The organism is Silvibacterium sp. (genome assembly GCF_047605705.1).
Classification (GTDB): Bacteria; Acidobacteriota; Terriglobia; order Terriglobales; family Acidobacteriaceae; genus Silvibacterium.
The window spans coordinates 1-20,914 of the sequence record NZ_JASGFD010000061.1; the positions used below are offsets into that span (position 1 = coordinate 1).

The 20,914-nt window shown below is 62.8% G+C and carries 18 protein-coding genes and 1 pseudogene; 10 read left to right on the top strand and 9 right to left on the bottom strand.

The features are described from left to right. A pseudogene (locus tag QM649_RS17345) lies at positions 1 to 156 on the bottom strand (S-methyl-5'-thioadenosine phosphorylase); the annotation flags it as partial. A 559-nt stretch (positions 157 to 715) separates the two neighbouring features. Between QM649_RS17345 and QM649_RS17350 the strand changes: the two are divergent. Further along, on the top strand, positions 716 to 1,348 hold the full coding sequence (locus QM649_RS17350) for a hypothetical protein (RefSeq protein WP_415200328.1): 633 nt from the start codon (positions 716 to 718) through the stop codon (positions 1,346 to 1,348). A 144-nt stretch (positions 1,349 to 1,492) separates the two neighbouring features. Beyond that, on the top strand, positions 1,493 to 2,464 hold the full coding sequence (locus QM649_RS17355; RefSeq protein ID WP_415200329.1) for a hypothetical protein: 972 nt from the start codon (positions 1,493 to 1,495) through the stop codon (positions 2,462 to 2,464). Positions 2,465 to 2,649: 185 nt separating this feature from the next. Here the strand turns inward: QM649_RS17355 and QM649_RS17360 are convergent, their stop codons facing one another. Beyond that, the gene (locus tag QM649_RS17360) at positions 2,650 to 4,212 is read right to left on the bottom strand and encodes a hypothetical protein (RefSeq protein WP_415200330.1); all 1,563 of its coding nucleotides are present in this window, start codon (positions 4,210 to 4,212) and stop codon (positions 2,650 to 2,652) included. Between the two features lie 91 nt (positions 4,213 to 4,303). Between QM649_RS17360 and QM649_RS17365 the strand changes: the two genes are divergently transcribed. The 5 genes from QM649_RS17365 (at position 4,304) to QM649_RS17385 (ending at position 9,301) form a co-directional block, all read left to right on the top strand. Continuing rightward, on the top strand, positions 4,304 to 5,476 hold the full coding sequence (locus QM649_RS17365; protein WP_415200331.1) for a YgfZ/GcvT domain-containing protein: 1,173 nt from the start codon (positions 4,304 to 4,306) through the stop codon (positions 5,474 to 5,476). 32 nt (positions 5,477 to 5,508) lie between these two features. Further along, a complete protein-coding gene (locus QM649_RS17370) occupies positions 5,509 to 6,300 on the top strand; it encodes a DUF1844 domain-containing protein (RefSeq protein ID WP_415200332.1) in 792 nt (263 codons plus the stop codon). Between the two features lie 22 nt (positions 6,301 to 6,322). Further along, positions 6,323 to 7,177 (top strand): MBL fold metallo-hydrolase, encoded by an 855-nt coding sequence (locus QM649_RS17375; protein ID WP_415200333.1) that lies wholly within the window; start codon positions 6,323 to 6,325, stop codon positions 7,175 to 7,177. Positions 7,178 to 7,179: 2 nt separating this feature from the next. Next, positions 7,180 to 8,148, top strand: a complete 969-nt coding sequence (gene ribF / locus QM649_RS17380; protein ID WP_415200334.1) for a riboflavin biosynthesis protein RibF — start codon at positions 7,180 to 7,182, stop codon at positions 8,146 to 8,148. 238 nt (positions 8,149 to 8,386) lie between these two features. Continuing rightward, positions 8,387 to 9,301, top strand: coding sequence for a cation diffusion facilitator family transporter (locus tag QM649_RS17385; protein ID WP_415200335.1), 915 nt, complete (start codon positions 8,387 to 8,389; stop codon positions 9,299 to 9,301). Positions 9,302 to 9,379: 78 nt separating this feature from the next. Here QM649_RS17385 and QM649_RS17390 read toward each other — a convergent pair whose 3' ends face one another. Together QM649_RS17390 and rph are read right to left on the bottom strand one after the other, a co-directional pair. After that, positions 9,380 to 10,390, bottom strand: coding sequence for a tagatose 1,6-diphosphate aldolase (locus tag QM649_RS17390; protein ID WP_415200336.1), 1,011 nt, complete (start codon positions 10,388 to 10,390; stop codon positions 9,380 to 9,382). 125 nt (positions 10,391 to 10,515) lie between these two features. Next, entirely contained in the window at positions 10,516 to 11,280 is a 765-nt protein-coding gene (rph, locus tag QM649_RS17395; protein WP_415200337.1) for a ribonuclease PH, read from the bottom strand. Positions 11,281 to 11,649: 369 nt separating this feature from the next. Here rph and QM649_RS17400 point away from each other — a divergent pair, with 369 nt between their 5' ends. The 3 genes from QM649_RS17400 to QM649_RS17410 all read left to right on the top strand — a co-directional run bounded on the left by QM649_RS17400 (position 11,650) and on the right by QM649_RS17410 (position 16,006). Continuing rightward, the gene (locus tag QM649_RS17400; RefSeq protein WP_415200338.1) at positions 11,650 to 13,065 is read left to right on the top strand and encodes a sigma-54-dependent transcriptional regulator; all 1,416 of its coding nucleotides are present in this window, start codon (positions 11,650 to 11,652) and stop codon (positions 13,063 to 13,065) included. Positions 13,066 to 13,144: 79 nt separating this feature from the next. After that, positions 13,145 to 13,708 (top strand): hypothetical protein, encoded by a 564-nt coding sequence (locus QM649_RS17405; protein WP_415200339.1) that lies wholly within the window; start codon positions 13,145 to 13,147, stop codon positions 13,706 to 13,708. A gap of 204 nt (positions 13,709 to 13,912) precedes the next feature. Further along, positions 13,913 to 16,006, top strand: a complete 2,094-nt coding sequence (locus QM649_RS17410) for a diguanylate cyclase (protein WP_415200340.1) — start codon at positions 13,913 to 13,915, stop codon at positions 16,004 to 16,006. On the opposite strand, the gene hpaR is transcribed toward QM649_RS17410, so the two are convergent. The 5 genes from hpaR to QM649_RS17435 all read right to left on the bottom strand — a co-directional run bounded on the left by hpaR (position 15,971) and on the right by QM649_RS17435 (position 20,769). After that, a complete protein-coding gene (gene hpaR, locus QM649_RS17415; RefSeq protein ID WP_415200350.1) occupies positions 15,971 to 16,507 on the bottom strand; it encodes a homoprotocatechuate degradation operon regulator HpaR in 537 nt (178 codons plus the stop codon). The genes QM649_RS17410 and hpaR overlap by 36 nt on opposite strands. Before the next feature lie 212 nt (positions 16,508 to 16,719). Then, positions 16,720 to 17,955: a vWA domain-containing protein gene (locus QM649_RS17420; protein WP_415200341.1), complete on the bottom strand. Its 1,236-nt coding sequence runs from the start codon at positions 17,953 to 17,955 to the stop codon at positions 16,720 to 16,722. Between the two features lie 107 nt (positions 17,956 to 18,062). Continuing rightward, on the bottom strand, positions 18,063 to 19,604 hold the full coding sequence (locus QM649_RS17425; RefSeq protein WP_415200342.1) for a magnesium chelatase: 1,542 nt from the start codon (positions 19,602 to 19,604) through the stop codon (positions 18,063 to 18,065). A 132-nt stretch (positions 19,605 to 19,736) separates the two neighbouring features. Continuing rightward, positions 19,737 to 20,342: an LON peptidase substrate-binding domain-containing protein gene (locus QM649_RS17430; RefSeq protein ID WP_415200343.1), complete on the bottom strand. Its 606-nt coding sequence runs from the start codon at positions 20,340 to 20,342 to the stop codon at positions 19,737 to 19,739. 109 nt (positions 20,343 to 20,451) lie between these two features. Beyond that, positions 20,452 to 20,769 carry a tetratricopeptide repeat protein gene (locus QM649_RS17435; protein ID WP_415200344.1) on the bottom strand — a complete coding sequence of 106 codons (318 nt, stop codon included), beginning with the start codon at positions 20,767 to 20,769 and terminating at the stop codon, positions 20,452 to 20,454. Positions 20,770 to 20,914 lie beyond the last annotated feature (145 nt).

Consider the following 20,914-nt stretch of genomic DNA (forward strand, 5'->3'; position numbering starts at 1 on the left):
CAGGAAGGCGACCTTGCGGCCTTCGAGATTGCCAAGGATGAAGGCGTCGCTGGGATCGCCGAAGGGGGTTTCCACGCGGACTTCGCGCACTTCCGTCAAGCCGGGCATGGCGTAAAGGCCGCTGCCGCCGATGATTCCAATCTCTGCCTGTTGCAAATTCATGCTCCACCGCGCCGGGCGCGGGCGTTAGGGTTGGGGACAAAAAAACGAAGCTCCAGTATAAATCCGCTACTGTTTCGCGCAGGGCGCTGCTGCGCGCAGGGCGGTTCGCCTTCGGCCTCCGCTCCCGCTGGTCGCGATCCGGAGAAAACTCTCGACGCAGGAGTCATGTGTGCCTCAGACTGCTGGGCGAGGTGAACCCATGCACCTTTCGACTCAGCGTGTGGGCATCGGTGCGATGCTCGCGACCTTCGTGTTGTCTTTCGGCAGCGTCATATGGACTGCCGGCTGCTCGTCTCACGCCTCGGCTCCGCCGCCCGAGGGAAGCGCGGCTCCTGTGGCAGCGGCTCCTCAACCCGCGGCGCCTGTACCATCGCCTCCCGAGTCTGCCCCGCAAGCTCCGGAGACAGCGGCGGCGTCTCCGGAACCGCCTCCACCTCATCCGTCGGGCTCAGCAGGTCCCTCGCGAGCTCATCACGCCCGCGCGCCGGAACGTGTGGACACACATCAGGCGGTCGAATCAGCCGCTCCACCTTCGTCTCTCGGCTAATACGCGTTGGGCGATGCGGTCGAGGCGTGGAAGAACTCGCTCAAAACCGGCGGGATCGAATATTCCGTGCCGCCTACGATGACGGCGCAGGTGAAGTCGTCGGTGACGGTGAATATCCACGGCTACCAGGATGCGAAGGCGCAATCGCTTCCCAACGTGACGGGAAGCGAACAGCTGAAGGTGTCTTCGAGGATGAAGGTGGAGCTCTACGCTCCGGCCAGTCCCGGGGAGTTCACCATCCAACCCACCTCGGGCGACGCCATTCAGTTCGTGCCGAACGACGGGCACGCTACCTGGAGCTGGGATGTGACGCCGACGAACGAGGCCGCAAACCAGCAGCTGGCCATCCGTGTCTCACTGGTCTACCAGCAGGGAGAGAACGCGCCGGTAACCGAGATCGTAGAGGAAAAGGACTACACCGTCAGCGTCACGGTGCAGAGTCTGTGGTTCACCGTCAAACAGGCGTTCTGGCAGAGACCGCTGGCGTGGTTCCAGTACATGCTGCCCGGCGGCGCGGGATGGGGAGCGCTTGCGGCCCTGGTGGGCGCGATCGGCGGCCTCGGTATCTGGAAGCGGAAGAAGAAAAAGAAGACGGCGAAGGCCGCAGCCGGAGCTGCGAAAGGCGGCGGCTCCGCATGAATTTCATTCCGAACTTATCCACCTGATTGTGAACATCGCAAGCATTCTCTACGTCATACCTCAGTGGGATTCTTCGCACGGGCCCGGGCACACACCCTTCGTGAGGCTCGCGTGACGGTCCTAAGACGCTGTGGAGGTTGCTGTTTGGCTGAAAGATGTGTGCGCAGAGGATCGGGTGGGGCGAGTCTTCGTAAAGGCGTTCTGGGAGCGGCAATCCTGATCTGCGGATCGCCGTGGCTGTTGGGCCAGAGCTTTTCGTCGAATGCTACCGATACGCAGCCGGCGCCCGATTCCTCGGCCCCCAACGCCCCCCAGAGCGCTCCCTCGAATGCGTCGTCCACAGACGCGCCTTCTGATCCCGGCCGTTCGTTTCATCGTGGCGATGTCTCGCCTGATTCTCCGGGCCCGCACGCCGACGGAGCCGGTCCCGGTGGACCGCGTCATGGCGAGGTCCACGGCGGTGAGTCGAACTCTGTCGACTGGTCGCGCTTTTTCTCGAACATGTTGCAGAGCACGGCCCGCGCCGCGCTTCCGCGCGCCGGAGCGGGGGGAGGAGGCAGTTTCGGAAGTGCTCCTAACTTGTCTCAGGATTCGGGCGGCGGCATGGGGGCCGAAAACGCCGGAGGTTCCGGCATGGGCAGCTTTCAGAGCGGCGGATTTTCGAGCAATCAGGCAGGCGGCGGCCAGATGGGCGGTGGCCAAATGTCTGGCGGCATGGGCGGCGGTCCCGGCGGTGGCGGCATGGGTGGTGGCGCAGGCATGGGCCGCATGAACATGTTCAGCCTCGGCAACAATGTCATGCGTTCCTTTGCGGCGTCGACCAGCGGTCCGCTCGGGGAATCCTTCAATATGCTGGCTCGCGGGTCGAGCCTCAACGGGCCCGGTATGTCGACCTCGATGAAAACGGGCGGGCTGAACCTGAACCTCTCCGGCTCGGTGCAGGGATTGTGGGGCGGATCGGGCGGCGGGAACGGCGGGGGTCAGGGCGGCGACGGTCAGAGCATGTTCAGCGACAACAGCAGTGGCGGATTCGGACAGGGTGGCGGCCACGGCGGCCCGGGAGGCGGTCATGGGGGCGGCCCGGGGCTGGGGCTCGCGCTGCACATGAAGTTCTGATAGCCGGATCGCGCGCCGGTACGCCTGCCGCATCCGGTGTCATCCCGACCGTGCAGTTTGGCCCGCACATTCAGGGCGTTCTGAAAGGAACAGCCTCACTGCAGGTTCCTCCACTGCGCTACGCTCCGGTCGGAATGACAACGGCTAAGCAAAGGGGTGGCTGCAAGCGTATCTGTCGATACAGCTCAGCGGGCTGGCAGTGCGGCCCGCATCACGCCGCTTCCGGCGAGGAAGCGGGTCAGCGGCGCGGTCAGCCCATCAGAGTTATTTTCGGGGACTGGAGACGATGCGATGACCTGTCCCGCAGCGGAGCTCTGCTGGGCTCCAGTGATCAGGAATCCGAGCTTGCGGGCCAGCGTCAGGTCGAAGCTCTCGCTGACGAAGACCGTCCGTCCGGTCGTGGAGATGAGCACCGGTCCTTCGTTTGTCTTGTAGATCTGCTCGGTGGTATCCGCTTCCTCTCCGGAATCGCGGGCTACGCCGGAGAACTGCTTGTCGAGTTCGCTGGCGTACATCTTCGCGAAGGCCTGCGCTGCGGCCTCCGATTTCCACTGCGAGAGGTAGAGCAGGCCGATCGAGCCGGTTGAGTTCTTATCCGCTGAATTTTTCTTCTGTGCCGCATAGTAGATGCCACCATCCCAGGCGGGTGTCAGCGCTGCCGCCATCTCGGGGCCGCCAAAGAGTTCCGAGAGAATGCGGACATCGATCTGCCCCATCACGCCGATGTCATAGGGCGCGTAATCGGCGTCGAGCAGGGGATGGATATCCGGCATCCTCAGCACCGGTACCTTTACCTTGCGTTCGTAGGCGTGTGGATTCATGATCTCGTAGCTCGAAGACGGCGGATGCTCGAGGACGCCGGCGAAAGCTCCCTGCGCTCCTTTATCGGCGAGCATATCCACCTCGAACTTGAGGCCTTCGCGATAGGGAAAGAGCAGCGATTCCTGCAGGAGCAGGGGCGCGCGGCTGAGCACCGGCGAGTCGGAGTCTGCGCCCTGCTCGTCAGCGCGCTGCTTGATGAGCTCCGGGTTGGTCAGGATGCTCTGCCCGGCCGGCTTCAGGCTGTAATCGACGAGTACGGCCATGGCCTGGCCTTCGAGCACGGCCTCGCGCGCCGTATCCTGCTCGTCCAGCTCGATGTGGTGGTTGTCGTCGGCCACGTCGCGGGAGATGGTCTCCGCGGTGTCGGAGTCTTCCCATTTCTCGAGGTTGAGCTTCTGGTCCTGCATGGCGTGTGTCAGCTCATGCGCAAGCACCGGCTTTTGCTGCTCAGGATCGATCCAGTCGAGCAGGTTCACGGTCTTGGTCTTGGAATCGTAGTAGCCGGCGATCTGCTCCTTGAGCAGGCTCACGAGAAAAGGCTGTAGGTGAAAGCTCTCGTCGAGCAGGCCGAACTTCTTGAGCACGATCTCGGAACGCTCCATGCGCTTGGCGTCCTTATCGTCCTTCATCTTTTCGACCAGATATTTTTCCACCTCGTCGCGGGTGGTCAGGCGGCGCTTCACCTTGCTCTTGATGGCGAGTTTGGTGTCGTCGGAGGCAAACTGCAGGATGGTGTCGACGGAGGCAAAGAGCTGCTTCGCCTGGTCCGGCGTGATGTGGGTCTCGGGCTTTGCTGCCTGCGAGGAGGCGCCGGGAGCTGGCTGGGCCGTCGTTTGGGCCGAAAGACAGCCAGGTCCGAGGACGGTTGCTGCGGCCAGCGCCGCTGAGAGGAACTTTGGAGCCCGGGAGACCGCGCGAATCACCATGCCTGAACCATATCGCGAGTGCTGCCAGTTGGACGAGTGCGCGGGAGGATACGGCGCGGCCCGGTGACTATAATTTGAAGAGGTTGAAGTTATGAGTGATGTCGTATCGACGAGTGTTGTTGCCCCCTCAGTAGTGGAACCGACCCCTCTGGCCGCTGCGCAGACTCCCGGTCTTGCGCGGATTGCTTATCGCGGCGCCGAAACCGTGCTGGCCTTTGCCGGGGCGAACTCCGAACTGGCTGCACTGACCGCCTCGGCCGGGTGCTATGACCTCGGCTACCGCTCTTTCGTGCGCATCACCGGCGAAGATCGCGTGCGCTGGCTCAACGGTATGGTGAGCAACACCATTGTTGGGCTGACCGAGGGCCGGGGGAACTACAGCTTCCTGCTAAACGCGCAGGGGCGCATCCAGGGCGATGCGAACATCTACGCCTTTGTCGACCATCTGTTGCTCGAGACCGACCGCTCGCAGCAGGCGACGATTCTTGGCCATCTCGACCGCTTCATCATCATGGACGACGTCGAGCTGCATCCTGCCACGGCGCAGACTGCCGTCGGTATTGCCGGGCCAAAGGCCGCGGCTGTACTTGAGTCCCTTGGGCTGACAGCCCCGACGGAAGAATCGAGCATCACCACCGCGCGCTGGCAGGAGCATGAACTGCTGCTCATCCGCGACGTCTCGTCGCTGGCCCCATCTGTTGTCCCGCGCTTCACGCTGGTCATCGCGGCGGAGGCCGTTGCCGCATTGTGGCAGGCACTGGTGGGGTCGGGCGCGGAGCCCTGCGGAGCGGAGGCTGTCGAGAAGCTGCGTATTCTCGAGGGCGCACCGCTCTATGGTGTGGATATTCGCGATCGCCATCTGCCGCAGGAGACTGCGCAGACGCAGGCGCTCAATTTCAGCAAGGGCTGCTATCTCGGGCAGGAGATTGTCGAGCGTATCCGCTCGCGTGCCTCGGTGCACCGTGGCCTGAGGCAGTTTCAGCTCGGGGCTAGCGTTGGCTCGCTTGAGAATGGCGCAACGCTGCCACTCGAAGCCGAAGGCGCGGCGCAGAATCCTGTTGGAGAGCTGAGCAGTATCGCCGAATATGACCTGCCGGGTTTCCGTGGCACGCTGGCGATTGGCTTTGTGCGCAATGAGGCCGTTGAGCGCGGCCTGCAGCTGCGCACGGCGGACGCGCAGTCGCCGGGCGTCGAGGTGACCATTGTCCAGCGCCGACCGGAAATTCGCGTCGATTCAGCCGGGTGCGCCAGCCCCCGCAGGTAGAATTCAGTTTCGAGGATAGACAGAGGATAGATATGGCAGAGAAACCGCCCGCATTTGTCGTGACCGATCGCCGGAAGTTTACCGAGGATGGCGATCTGCGCAATCCCGCCGAGGCGACGGCTGAGCCAGCCGCAGAATTCTCCGCCAACGCGGCTGAGGCGGTTCATCCCGCGCCGGGACAGCTGACGTCTCACCTCGCGGAAGCGGTTCATCCGGCTCCGGGCCAGTTCACGGCGGCGGCAGAGCCAGCGCCCCCGGCTCCCGCTTCGGCAGGCGCCCGCGTGGTGACGATGCCGTCGCCTGCGCGTCCCGTAGCCGCGGCGCCAGCTCCGCCATCACCCGCTCCCATCGTCGTGCCTGCACCCGTAGCCGAAGAAGCAGCGATTCCCGCAGATGAGCATGGCCTGGATGTGCCGGGTTCCGAAATCTCGGGACTCGAAGAGCCCAGCGATGCCGAGCACGCCGAGCAGCATGCGGCTTACCAGGAGACGACGCAGCAACTCGATGAGCTGCTGCGCCAGCAGAATCCCGGGATGAAGGACACCGGGCCGATCGGCATCGAGCACGTCTTCCAGTCGATTTACCTCTCCGCCGTCGTGGCCATGGGTGCTGCAACCGAGCCGGGGCAGAAGCCGCGCATCGATATTCTCGGCGCGCGCCAGAGCATCGACATGCTGATTGCGCTCGAGGAGAAGACCAAGGGCAACCTGAGCGAGCAGCAGACGCGGCTGCTGCAGAGCCTGATCTTCGAGCTGCGCATGATGTTTCTCGAGATCACCAACGCCATCGCGCAGCAGGCGCACATGCCTCCGGGCAGGATCTAGGTCCGGGAGCCGCAGCATCCGGATGCAGCAAGCGAATTCGATTCAGGCAGAAATAGTGGTGCTGGGCAGCGGCACGTCCATGGGCGTGCCCACGCTGGGCTGCGGCTGCGCAGTATGCACCTCGAGCGATCCGCGCAACCGGCGCAGCCGGCCCTCCGTCGCCATCGAGTGGAGCACCGGCGGCCCGCGTGAGGTCCATCGCGTGGTGATTGACACCGGGCAGGACTTCCGCGAACAGGCGCTGCGCGAGCGCATCGCGCATGTCGACGCCGTGCTCTATACGCATCCCCACGCCGACCATATTCTTGGCCTCGACGATCTGCGGCCCCTGAGCTTCCGCCATGCGGAGAGCATGCCGCTCTATGCCGACGACGCAACTGCGGCGGTGCTGCGCAATGTCTTCTCTTACACCTTTGCCACGGACTCGAAGTATCCGACGCGTGCGCGGGTTCGCCTCGAGGCGCTGAACGGGCAGGAGTACGCAGTGCTCGGCGGAGCACGCTTTCAGCGCGTGCCGCTGATGCACGGGCGGCTCGCCGTGGGTGGCTATCGCTTCGGCAATGCGGCGTATCTCACCGATATGAACCGCATCCCGGAGGAGAGCCTGCCGCTGCTCGAAGATCTCGATGTGATGATCCTCGACGCGCTGCGCTGGGAGCCGCATCCGAGCCATGCGAACGTGGACGAGGCGCTGCGCTGGATCGAGCGCGTGAAGCCGCGCCAGGCGTGGTTCACGCATATTTCGCACGAGCTCGACCATGAGCCCACCGAAGCAGGTCTGCCGCCGCATATCCGTCTGGCCTATGACGGCCTGCGGATTCCCATCACGCTGCCCATCGAGGCTCTGCCGGTTTCTGTTGCCGGGGAGGGTGCGTAACGGTGCAGGTCTTTCGCAGTCTCGAGGAGATTCCCAACGGATTCGGCCCGTCGGTAGTGGCGGTGGGCAACTTTGATGGCGTGCATCGCGGCCATTGCGGCATCATCGCCAGCGTGCGCGAACGCGCTCGTGAACTGGGCGCGAAGTCGATCGCGCTCACCTTCGATCCTCACCCGGTGCGGCTGCTGCGCCCGGAGCAGGCGCCGAAGCTGATTACGCCGCTGCCGGTGCGTCTGGAACTGCTGGCCGCGACCGGCCTCGATGCCGTGGTGGTGATCCCGTTTACCGCGGCCTTCTCGCAGCTATCGGCGCTGGAGTTTGCCTCCGGGATTCTTGCCGGCCTGCTCGGCGCGGTCGAAGTACACGAAGGCGACAACTTCCGTTTCGGGCACAATGCGAGCGCGGGCATCGCCGAGCTGCGCACGCTGGGTGAGACGCTGGGCTTCCGCGTGGTGACACATCCGGCGGTTCGTGTGGGGAAGCTGATCGTTTCCAGTTCGGAAATTCGCCGCCGGGTTGCAGCAGGCGATCTTTCCACGGCTCGCAGGCTGCTGGGACGGCCTTTCTCCATCCATTCGACCCAGGCGCGCGGGCGGGGAATTGGCTCACGGCTGACTGTACCGACCATCAACCTTGCGGCGTATGACGAACTGCTGCCCGGGGATGGCGTCTACGTGACACGGCTACGGGTTGGCGAAGAGGCAGTCTTCGATGGAGTGACGAATGCAGGCGTTCGGCCAACATTCGGCGAACCCTCGTATGCCATCGAAACTTACCTCCTGAATTTCCGGGAGATAGAACTGACTGCCGAGACGCCGCTCGAGCTCTGCTTTCTGAAGCGGTTGCGCGGAGAGCGGAAGTTCGAAACGCCCGAGGCTCTGAAGGCGCAGATCCTGCGCGATGTGAAGCAGGCGCAGCGCTTCTTTGCCTTGAGCCGGATTCCCGGACGGCGGAACTCCGTTCGGACGTAAGCACGCCGCCATCGGAGCCGATATGGGCTGTGCCGGTAGGCCGTTCGGCGGCAAAGTAAACCGATGTGGAATTTCCGCGCGTCTACCTGTTTACACTGGTGGTTTGCCGGGCGGATTTTCCAGGATTCTGTTTCCCCGGGTTCCGTTTTCCGGGTTCTGCTTTTTCGGGCCTGTAATATCTTTAGCCGCAGAACCTGACATCCTTCGGTTTGCAGGGGTTTGCAGGAATTTTTTTGTGATGACCAACACCGAAAAGCTGGAACAGGAAGTCAGCCATGGGCTGAGGTCTTCGCTTGTCAGCGTGGCCGCGAACTTCTGTCTGGCGGCAGGGAAGTGCTTTGCCGGAATCCTGGGCCACTCCTTCGCGCTCGTTGCCGACGGTATCGAATCGCTTTCTGACGTCTTCAGCTCGCTCGCCGTTTTCTTCGGCCTGCGCTTCGCCATCAAGCCACCGGATAAGGAACATCCTTACGGACACGGAAAGGCCGAGCCCATCGCCGCGGTGATCGTCAGCCTGACGCTGATGGTGGCCGGAGTCGGCATCGCGCTCGAGAGCATTTCTCTGATTCGCACGCCCCACCAGATCCCACAGCCGTACACCCTGTGGGTTTTGCTTGGGGTCGTGGTCACCAAGCTGGTGCTCTCCCGTTTTGTCTCCGGCGTGGCCGCGGAGATCGAAAGCACGGCGGTCAAAGGCGATGCGTGGCATCACCTCAGCGATGCGATCACCTCTGGATTTGCGTTTGTCGGCATTACCGCTGCGCTGCTGACCAAGAACGCCAGCGCCGATGACTGGGCCGCGCTTTGCGCCTCGCCGGTGATTCTCTTCAATGCATGGCGGCAGCTGAGAACGCCGATGGCCGAGCTCATCGACACCGCGCCTCCGCCGGAGATCGAGCAGCATGTACGCGAGGCGGCCGCGGCTGTCGCCGGGGTGATCGGCCTCGATAAATGTTTCGTGCGCAAGGTCGGATTTCTCTACTATGTCGATCTGCACGTGGTGGTGAAGGGCGATCTCAGCGTTCGCACCGGCCACAAGATCTCACACGAGGTCGAAGACCAGATCCGGGCGCGCGTCGACCGCGTCGCCAACGTGCTTGTCCACATTGAGCCGGAAGAGGAACTGCTGCTGCCGTCCAGAAGTCAGATGTAGAGCCTGATGTAAGTCTGGCAAAAAGCAAAAGCCCCGCTCCTTATCGGAGGCGGGGCTTTTTGTTTTCCTAAAAGAGAGTTAGACAGTAGCCGGGGTCAGGCCGACCTTCTCGAACCACGAGGAGGCGGACTTGAGGGCTTTGTTCACGTTCTCGATGTTCTCGACACCGGTGGTGTTGAGCCATTCCTGGAAGGCACCTGCGCCGTGCTTCGCGTAGATGGAAACACCGTCAGCCCAAGTAGCGCGACCGCAGAGCACGCCGTTGAAGGTCGTGCCGCTCTCGGCTGCCAGTTCCAGGGTTTCGATGAAGACCGGGTTCGAAACGCCGGCCGAGAGATAGATGAAGGGCTTGTGGGTCGAGGAGGCCGCGATGCGGAAGTGCTCAAGAGCCTCGGCGCGGGTGTAGGCCTGCTCACCCTTGAAGGTCTTGGTGCCGGCGACGTACTCCATCTGGATGGGAACTTCCACCTTCAGGACGTCGACGCCATAGCGCTCCTTGCCGAACTCCTCCATCGAGCCGGTGACGACTTCCGGCTTGCGTTTCGCGTAGGCCAGGCTCTTCTCGCTGTCACCGTGGACGTCGTAGCCGACGGTCTCGAGGAAGAAGGGGATGTCGTGCGCGCGGCATTCGTCGCCGATGCGCTCCACCCACGCCTGCTTGAGGTCGTTGATATGCGACTTCTCGAACGGGGTGTAATAGAGCAGGATCTTGATGCAGTCTGCGCCGGCTTCCTTCAGGCGGCGGACCGACCACACATCGAGCAGATCAGGCAGGCGGCCGGGAGTCGCGGCATCGTAGCCGGTCTTCTCGTAGGCCAGCAGCAAGCCCTTGCCGTTGCGCTTCTTGGCCGCGGGCAGGCCGAACTCGGGATCGAGCAGGATGGCCGAGGCATGCTTGGTCAGCGTATCGGTGACCAGTTCCTTGAACTCTTCGAGTGCGGAATCAGGAACGTCGGCGACGCCCTTCTCCTTGGCCAGGGACTTTCTCAGCGAACCGCGCTGATCCATGGCTGCGGCGGCGATGACGCCACGCTTGTCGGATACCGCCTTCAGGCCTTCGAGCTTGCCGGGGGTGAGCTTCGTCGACATTGTTCTTCTCCTGCTCCTTGCTGTGTCAGATCGTTGGAACGGATTGATTCCGCTTCTAGCAGTTTAGATGCGGCCTCATTCTAACCCGACTCATCCTGCCTTGTTCATCCTGCGTTGCATTCAAACTACTTTGCCGCAGCGCGCTGGGCGGCTTCGGCGGCGATCACGTCCCGCTGCAGAGCGAGGAGGCGGGTGATGCCGGCCTCGGCCAGGTCCATCATCTCGAGCATGCGCCGTCGCGGGAAGGCCTGTTTTTCCGCCGTCGCCTGCACCTCGACCAGGCCGCCGTCCTCTGTCATGACCACATTCATGTCCACTTCGGCCTGCGAGTCTTCTTCATAGGCGAGGTCGAGCAGGACCGTGTCCTCCACGATGCCGATCGAGGTGGCCGCGACCAGCTGTTTGAGCGGCGATGCCTTGAGTGCGCCCGAGGCGACCATGCGGTTGAGCGCGATGGCCAGCGCGGCGCAGGCCCCGGTGATGGCCGCGGTGCGCGTGCCGCCGTCGGCCTGGAGCACGTCGCAGTCCAGAATCACGGTGCGCTCGCCGAGCGCCTGCATATCGACGACTGCGCGCAGCGAGCGTCCGATGAGGCGCTGGATCTCATGGGTGCGGCCGCCTACCTTGCCGCGTTCGCTCTCCCGCGGGCTGCGGGTGAGCGTGGCGCGGGGTAACATGCCATACTCTGCTGTGACCCAGCCGCGGCCGCTGTTGCGCAGCCAGCCGGGCACGCCCTGTTCAATGGTCGCGTTGCAGAGGACGCGGGTGTTGCCGGCTTCGATCAGAATCGAGCCCTCGGCGGTGGCGACGAAGCCCGGGGTAAGGCGCGTCGAACGCAGATCGGCGGGGGTGCGTCCCTCGGTACGGAAGAAAGTCTTGCTTTGTGTCATCGCTTGTCATTGTATGGGTTCCGGGGATGGGTTTGGAGCCGGGACCACTGGTGGAGGATGCAGCCTGTTCTTCGGGATCGGGCATCGAAAAGGCATTTCGTTGTTGGAAACAATGCTTTGTCTGTGGCGTGGGAAGGAAAAGAGGGGCCGAAGAATCTATGATTTCTCTCATGTGTGCAAATTCAGGAAGCGAATCCGGATTCGGCCAGCGTAGTGCAAGGGCTATGAGCAGCGCCGTTACCGAAGATACGGGTCGAGGCCCGCTTCGAGCGCTTTTCCTGCTGACGTGCGGCGACGGAGGGTGCCACAATGCTCGCAACCTTATCTGAACGACACAATATGTCCCAAGCCATCTCCCAAGTTGCATCCGTGCCTGAGCAAACCGGCAAGCTTCACGTCCTGGTTGTGGATGAAGATGTTGCCGTCCGTAACGCATGCTGCGAGATCTCCGCGGCCCGGGGATTCCCGACACTGGGCGTTGCTGACCTCGAGGCGGCGCGGGGCCTGCTGCGCTCCGGCGGCGCCGACATCCTGCTGATCGACCTCAAGCGGGGGTTGGATGGGCGTAACGGCATCGAGCTGATCGAAGAGGTAAAGCTGCTGCAGCCGGAGATCTCGGTAATCGTGATGACCGCGTTTGCGACAGTGAACTCGGCGGTGGAGGCCATGCGCAGCGGCGCTACCGATTACCTGAGCAAGCCTTTTGTGGCGGAAGACCTCACGGCGATCCTCGAGCGTATTGCCGAGCGCCGGCGGGTGGATGCGGCCAGCCGCGTGCTGCGCGAGCGCCTGCGGCAGCAGGCCGGGCTCTCGATGATCGTCGGCGGCAGCCCGGAGATGGAGAAGCTTTACCGGATCCTTTCGAAGGTAGCCCAGACCTCGCACCCGGTGCTGATTCTGGGGGAGAGTGGAACCGGCAAGGAGCTGGTGGCGCGCGCCATCCATACCCATGGGCCCAATGCCTCGAAGCCGTTTCTGCCGGTCGACTGTGGTTCTCTGGTGCCCACGCTGATCGAGAGCGAACTCTTTGGCTACGCGAAGGGCGCCTTCAACGGGGCGGCGAAGTCCAAGGACGGGCTGTTGGCGATGGCCCAGGGCGGGACAGTTTTTCTGGATGAGGTCGGCGAACTACCGCTCGATCTGCAGGTGAAGCTGCTCCGTGCCCTGCAGGAAAAGGAGATCCGGCAGATCGGTGGAACGCAGCCGGTGCCCTTCCAGGCTCGCATTCTTGCGGCGACCAACCGCGATCTTGCCACCATGGTGGAGCAGGGCCGTTTCCGCCGCGACCTTTATTACCGCCTCAATGTCGTCAGCCTGCGTATTCCTCCGCTACGTGAGCGTCGCGAGGATATTTCGCTGCTGGCGGCGCACTTTCTCGAGCGCCTGAGCCGGCAGAGGAAGCAGCATTACGTGCTCAGCGACGATGCGCTGCGCATCATGAACGACTACGCATGGCCGGGCAATGTGCGCGAGCTCGAAAACTCGATTGAGAGGGCCTGCGCTCTCTCGACTGGTCCGGTACTGCATATTGGCGACCTGCCGACACAGTTGCAGGACTTCCGGCTGCATTCCTACCGGGCGGAGACGGCGACTACGAAGGCGTCCGAGCCGCAGCGCAATGAGCAGAGCGTGATGCCGCTGGCCGAGCTTGAGCGGCAGGCTATTCTGCGAACCCTGCGTGACCTCAAGGGGGACAAGCTGCGTGCCGCGCGCCTGCTCGGAATCGGCAAGACCACGCTGTACCGCAAGCTGAAGGAGTACGGCGTCAGCGACGCGGGCGCGTAAATGGCATATCCCGGTTCCGGCGTAGCCTGGGACCGGCGGGTCTCACCACTGTTGCCGAGCGAGTGCGAAGGAGGGGGAGATGGAACCGGTGCTGTTGATTACCGCGATCGAGGGTGCAGAGTCGTGCGCCGCTGTGCTGTCCCGCCAGTTCCAGCTGGAGGTGGAGACGGTCTCAAATCGCCGAGCGGCCCTGAACTCACTCCGGCGTCGCGAATATGCGCTGGTGATCCTGGACGAGTCGCTTCTGGACCCGGCCGAGGATGGATCGGATAGCCTGCTGCGCGGCGCAGGCATGGCGCTGGCCATCGAGATCAACTTCGCCATCTCCGGATGCGGACGCCTGGTGCGCGAGGTGCGTGCGGCTCTCGAGCGCCGGCAGCGGGAGCGGGATCTGGCGCTGCGCGCGGCGGGCGCGGCCATCGAGAGCGAATTGCGTGAGTTGGTTGCCGGGCTGCTGTTACAGGCGCAGCTGGCTGCCAATGAGTCGACCGCTCCCCCTGCCCTGGCGGAACGGCTGCGCATGATCGCGGAGCTCTCCCGCAGGCTCGGACGCAGGCTGACTGAAATGAAGCCGGCCGAGACTCCTGCCGCTTCGCGGAACCGGACCTTGCCGGTTTCTCCGGCGCCTTTACGAACGATGTAAATCCCAGGGACCGTGTAGCTTCCTCAGCGCGAATCTTGCCGCGATTCTTGTCCGGACACCGAATTCCAGCGCATCAACTCGCGTAAGCGTCTGCCGATATCTCTCCCAAAGGCGGACGTGGCCGGTCCGTGCCGTCCCTGTCGGCCTTCTCTTCTATCGGCCATTCCAATGCCGGTCGAAAACGACGATTCGATGGCGAAGATCATGGCAGCGATGGGAAATCGCGGGATCTGGATGCAGACTGAGACAATCCCGGTCTTGCTTCTGCTGATGTTTAGCTGTCTTTCCGTGCGAGACGTCGCGGCTCGTCCTGGGAGCTCCGGTCCGGTATGGACGACAGCTCGCCAGGCTCACGACCTCTCCGCGGAGGTAGCCACTCGGGCGCTTCCCGTTCACCTGCGCGGTGTCGTCACCTATTACGATCCCTCGCACGGTTCGGACCGCGAATTGTTTCTTGCGGATAAGAGTGGCGGCATCTTCATTCAGACAGGGCAGGCACCCCTGCCGATGCTCCGTCCTGGGATGGAGATCGAGGTCATGGGGGTGACCGATCCCGGCTTATACGCGCCGATCGTGAAGAGCGAGGCGGTGCATATCCTCTCCACGCATGCAAGTTTTCCGCGGGCGAGCAGTGTCTCGCTGCGCCAGCTGCTCACCGGTCCATGGGACGGGCAGTGGGTGGAGATCGAAGGGATCGTCCACTCCGCCGAGATGGACGGCATGCATGTCCACCTGCGGATTGAAACGGAACAGGGAAGTATCCTTGCGACCAGCGTTCGCGTCGCAGGTACATCCTACGAAGCATTGGTGGATGCTACGGTCTCCCTGCGCGGTGTGGCCGCGCCGTTGATGGATCGCAGACGGCGCATGCTGGGGCTGCGGATTCTCTTTCCCGATCTCAACGCCGTAAGCGTCACCGAGGCGCCCCCTCCCGATCCCTTTTCGCAGCCGGTACAGCCGCTTTCCTCGCTTTTTCGCTACTCCTCGGGTACGTTGAGTTCTCATCGCATCCATGTGCGCGGCACGATCACGCTCGCGTGGCCCGGCGAGCGGGTCTGCTTTGCCGAGGCGCAGGACATGCTGTGCGCAGAAAACTTCGAAGCCCCGGCTTTGCATGTGGGGCAGCTCGTCGATGCAGTCGGTTTTCTCGGCCGCAGGAGCTCCCTCCCGACCCTCCGTGACGCGGAGCTGCGGGTTGCCGGTGAGGGGCGGCCTCCGGTTGCCAGGAAAATCTCTGCGAACGAGGCGCTCGATGCCGATGAGGAGGGAGCCCTGGTCGAGATGGAGGGGCTGATCGTCGATACCGATCGGCAAGAAGACCATCTTGCGCTGCTTCTCGATGTGGGAGGGATGCTGGTTCCGGCACTGCTGCCTCCGGGCTCTGCTGGATGGCCGCTATCGCGGCAACCATCATGGAAGCAGGGAAGCCGGGTGCGGGTGACCGGCGTCCTCTCCGAAACGATCGACAGGCATCACCTCCTGAACTTCGACGAAAAATTCTCGCGTTTTGAGTCCTGCCAGCTTCTGCTGCGCTCGCCGCAGGATGTCCAGTTGCTCGCGCAACCCTCGTGGTGGAACGGCCGTCATGCTTTTGAGGTGCTGGGGCTGATCCTGCTGCTTACGGTAGGCAGTCTGTGCTGGAGCGCGATTCTCCGCAGGCAGGTTCGAAGACAGACGGTGATCATCCGGCGCAGCGCCGAGGAGTTCCGGCATATGGCCGAGCACGATGCGCTCACCGGTCTTTTTGCCCGGAGGGTGTTGTATCAGCGGCTGGAGGCGGAGATCCGCAACTGCGCAGGCGGCTCCTGCGCGCTGGCGTTGCTGGTTATCGATGTCGACTGGTTCAAGCATTTTAACGACACGCTTGGCCACGCAGCCGGCGATGCACTGCTGTGTGCGATCGCGCGCCGATTGCAGGGGGCGGTGCGCGCGACGGACACGGTGGCACGCATCGGCGGAGACGAGTTTGTCGTCCTGACGCCGGGGATACGGAGCGTGGAGGAGGCGGAGTCGATTGCCGCCAAGCTGGTCGACGTGGCGGACGCGCCGGTCCTGATCTGTGAGGGCGAGATCAAGCTCAGCCTGAGCATCGGCGTGACGACCTATCCTGAGGGAGGCAGTGACAGCTCGGCGCTCTTTCGATGCGCGGACTATGCCCTCTACCGGGCGAAGGCCAGGGGACGGAACTGCTACGACTATGGAGGGAAAGCATGCGAGGCGCAGCCGGACCTCACGGTCCGGCTGACTGGAGAAAAGGATTCGTTAGTCCTCGGAAGCGAGATCCGAGGCGTTGTCTGAGGATTTCGTCAGAGTCAGCAGGTCGTCGAGGGCGCGATAGATCCGGGTAAGCCGAGCCGAGCCGAGCTCTTCCTCGATCTGCTGGTAAGCCTGTACCGACTCGGCCGACATGGTGCGGAAGAGCGAGCGGCCGCGCGTGGTGAGAGCGACGAGAACCCGGCGCTGATCGCCCTTGTGGGCGGCGCGCTGGAGCAGGCCCCGCTCGATGAGCAGCGGCACGGTGCGGGAGAGGCTGGGCGGCTGGATGTTGCAGCGTGCGGAGAGCTCCAGCATGTCGGCGTTCTTGGTTTCGGCGAGCACGCGGAGGATTCTCCACTGCTGCTCGGTGATGTCGTGCTTGCGCAGGAGCGGGCGGAAGCGCTGCATGACGGCTTCACGCGACCGGATCAGCATCATGGGCAGAGAGCGGTCAAAAGAGCGTAGGGAGGGAGCGGCACCGGCTTGTGTGTCCGCGGTGGACGCTGCCGTTTTCCTGGGGGATTTGCTTGGGCTCGAAGGCATGGATGACTCGCGCAAGCGCCGGACTCTTTGCCGGCGGCTATGTAGGTTGAAGTAAGGTTACACAAACATGCGACCTACCGCGCGCAGGTTTTCGCGTTGCCGCAGGAAAATCACGTTCGCTTTGCTTTGCCAGAAACAATGCCACCCCGGGAACGATTGCGAGCGGGCGGTGGCGGAGGGCTTCGACCCTCAGCGAAATTGTAACGGCAGAATCAATGAATCGTGCGAGACTTCCGCTGCATGAAATCCATGAGCAGGTATTCGCCCAGGGTTTCCGGGGTGGTGAAGTAGGCTTTGCCGCGGCACATCTCGGAAACTTTGTGGACGAAGTTCACCAGGCTTGGGTCCGAGGTCAGCATAAACGTGTTAATGAGGATGTTCGAGCGCTTGCAGCGGGCGACCTCTTCGAGCGTTTCCGAGACCACCAGCGGATCGAGGCCAAAGGCGTTTTTATAGATTCGTCCATCCTCGAGCGTGAGCGCCGAGGGCTTGCCGTCGGTAATCATGACGATCTGTTTCATATCCTTGCGCTGTGCGCGCAGGATGCGCTGCGCCACGCGCAGGCCTTCGCGGGTGTTGGTGTAGTAGGGGCCGACTTTCACGCGCGCGAGTTGTGAGACCGGCAGCTCCTCCGCGGAATCATGAAAAAGCACTAAGGACAGCGAGTCGCCGGGGTATTGCGTGCGAATGAGGTGAGAGAGCGCCATGGCGACTTTTTTCGCCGGGGTGAAACGATCCTCGCCATAGAGGATCATCGAGTGGGAGCAGTCGAGCATGACCACCGTGGCGCACGAACTTTGGTACTCGCACTGGTGGACATGCAGATCGCTGTACTCGATGTTCAGCGGAACAGTCAGGCCTTCGCGGGCGATGGCCGAGGTCAGAGTGGCGGTCGAATCGAGGTTCAGTACGTCGCCGAATTCGTACTGGCGCGAGGCGCCGCTGGACTCGATGCCGGTGGCCCAGTGCCGGGTGTCGTGGCGGCCGGCGCTGGACTTGCCGAGAGAGCCGAGCAGGTCACGCAGGGTGCGGTAGCCGAGGAAGTCCATGCTCTTGTCGGTGACCTCGAAGCGGACATCGCCCAGGGCCTTACCCGTCTGGCCGTCGCCTTGCGTGACTTCTCCCTGGCCGGGCGTCGACTCGGCGCTGATGTAGTTCTCCCGCTGCATGCGCTCGATGAGTTTATCGATGAGTTCGTCGAGCTTACCCTCCTGTTCGAGCTGCTCGACCTGTTGCTGCATTTCCTCGTCGAGCAATTCCCCGGAAAGCAGCGCGCGGCGCAGCGCCTCGCGCAGGTCGTCGAGCGTGTGGCCCAGATCCTGGAAAGGCTGAAAGGGGTCGGAGAAGCCGGAGTCGAGCATGTAATCGGAGAGCGCCTTGAGCAGGTCCTCCATGTCGATCGAGGAGGCCAGGTCGCCGGTGAACTTTGTGTATCGAACCCGTTTCATAAAGCAGCTCCTAGCTTCTAGCCCTTAGCTTTAGCTCTTTTCTTGCTCAGCCCAGCTTTTGCCTTGCTTGAGTCTTCGATCCGGTATGTACCCTCTTCAGCTAGAAGCTAATTAAAGTTCCCTCGTCTGGAGCGCCGCGTCTGCCACTGCTCGTATTCGTTCTCGTCGCCTACGCGCTCGCGTTCCCGGCGCGGAGGCTGCTGCTTTCTCTCCGCGAAGAAGGCACGCTCCTCGCTGCGCGAGATGCGGCGATGCGCGACCATGCCTTCGAGCAGAAATTCGGCCGCGGCCACCGTTTCGGCCGGTGAGCTCTTTGCGGAGATGCCGAGCGGCTTGAGCTTTTCGAGCAGGCCCTGGATTTCGCGGAGTTCGGCCAGCGTCGCCTCGGTGGGCTGGCTGTCCTCGATCTTTGTGGAGCCGCCGAGGTTGAACCACTGTTCGATCTGCTGGGTGTTCAGGTCGGCGAAGTAGCGGTCGAAGATGCGGCCGATAGAGGCGCGCAGGATTTCCTTCACTACAGTGTCGGCGCCGCGCATTTCGCCTTCGTATTCGAGCTCTACCTTGCCCGTGATGCCGGGCACTGCGGTGTAGAGATCGCCGACGCGGGGCACGACTTCCTCTTCGCCATGCAGGAGAGCGCGGCGTTCGGCATTCGAGACGACCAGCTCCATGGTGGAGATGGGCAGACGCTGACTCACGCCGCTGCGCTTGTCGACACGCTTGTCTTCGCGCGCGGTGAAGGCTACCTGCTCGACGATCTCACGGAGATACTGCGGGATCACGAGGCTCGCGTGGCCGCGCTCGGTCCATGCCTCCTGCGCGGTGATGGCGAGACCCTCTTCGAGGTTTTCGGCGTAATGCGTGCGGATCTCCGAGCCGATGCGATCCTTCAGCGGCGTCACGATCTTGCCGCGCGCGGTGTAGTCCTCGGGGTTCGCGCTGAAGGTCAGGGCTACATCGAGCTCGAGGCGCACGGGGTAGCCCTTAATCTGCACATCGCCTTCCTGCATGATGTTGAAGAGCGCGACCTGGATCTTACCGGCGAGGTCGGCGAGCTCGTTGATAGCGAAGATGCCGCGATTGGCGCGGGGCAGCAGGCCGTAGTGGATGGTGAGTTCGCTGGCGAGGTCTTCGCCGCCGCGCGCGGCCTTGATGGGATCGAGATCGCCGACCAGGTCCGCCACGGTGACGTCCGGTGTCGCGAGTTTTTCGATGTAGCGCTCGTCGCGGCTCATCCACGCGATCGGTGTTTCGTCGCCCTTGCCCGCGATCAGCAGCTTGCAGCGCTTGCACAGCGGCTTGTAAGGGTTATCGCGAATTTCGCATCCGGCGATGTAGGGCGCCTGCTCGTCGAGCAGTGCGGTGAGCGAGCGCAGGATGCGGCTTTTCGCCTGACCGCGCAGGCCGAGCAGAATGAAATTCTGCTTCGAGAGGACGGCGTTGATGATCTGCGGTACGACCGTGTCTTCATAGCCGATGATTCCGGGAAAGATGGTCTCGCCGGAGCGCAGGCGCGCGATCAGATTCTCGCGCATCTCGTCTTTCACGGAGCGATTGACCAGCCGCACAGCGGAATGTTCCGCGCTGCTGCGAAGTTCTCCGAGTGTCGAAGGGAAACTGGGCGTGGACGGCAGGCTGGGGTGGGACATGCATTCCTCCGTGGCAACCCGCGGAGCCGTTGGCTGGTTCCGGTGCGGTTGCGTTCCTGCATCCAGAGTAGTGGATAACAGCAAGCTAGGCGAGGGCAGGAAGCTGCGAAGGTTCAGACCGGTATGGTGGGGCTACATCACGCGGCCATTTTTTTTCGATCCCTGCTGTGCAGCGGCGCTGCCGCGCAGCTTGGGCAAGACGGCTTCATAGAACTGCAGCAGATGAGAGGTGCGTTCCGCATCCGACCGGAGGCTGAGAATCTGCTGCTTGAATCCAAGATCTGCCGGTAGCGCTGACGCGAGCTGAAACGAGATAGGCTCGTCGAGGCTCAGGTGTGCGGCCTCCATCTCCATTCCGGCGAGGGCCATCGTTTCAAAATGCAACGCCGCGCATTGTTCGCGCTGCTCGCGTGTCGCCGGGCCGCCTTCATCTTCCACGAGAAGAACATCGGCCTGCAGATATTCGAGCGAGCTGTCGAGCATTTCAATTTCGAATCGCTGTTCGCCCTGGCAGAGGATATCGAGGCGTCCATCGTCGTAGCGCTGCATCACGCGAACGATGCGCGCCATGCAGCCGATCACCGCGAGGCCGTCCTGCTGCGCGCGGACCACGCCGAAGGCGGTATTCTGCTCGAGGCACTCCCCGATCATCTTCTTATAGCGTTCTTCGAAGATGTGCAGTGGAAGCGGTGCTCCGGGAAAGAGCACTACATCCAAGGGGAACAGGGAGATTTTCATGGCCCTCGTATTATGCGCGCTTCACTATACCGTACGCGCTGCGGTGTGACCTGTATTTATTTGACGGATGTTACGGTCCATGATGTTGATTGGATCGGAATCGTCGGCTTCAGCCTGCGAGATCGAGATCGTCGAGCATGGCCTGCATTTCGCTCAGCGCATGCTGGTTGCCGGTGCGACGGGCGGAGGCGATTCCGTTATTCAGCCGCGCGCGGGCCTCATCATTACGCCCAGCCTTGGCCAGCGTCTGCGCCGCCATGAAGTATCCGGCTGTGTAATCCGGATGGTCGGTGAGCAGGCGGCCGAATTCGGTCAGCGAGGTCTCGACCTCGCCGCGGCTGGCATATTCCATCGCCAGTCCATAGCGGGCGAAGGCATCCGACGGGTTCTGCGCCAGGATCTCAGAGAGCAGGGCAACTTTATCCATAAAGCTATTTTCGCGCGTTTCAGGGGTATTTGCCTAAACGCCCTCGATTGCCGACACTGGAAGTGAGCAGTAGAGGCTGCAGAAACAGACGCGCGAACGCAAGAAAGGGAAGACGCATGGGGCTTGACGGCCAATCGCTACCGGT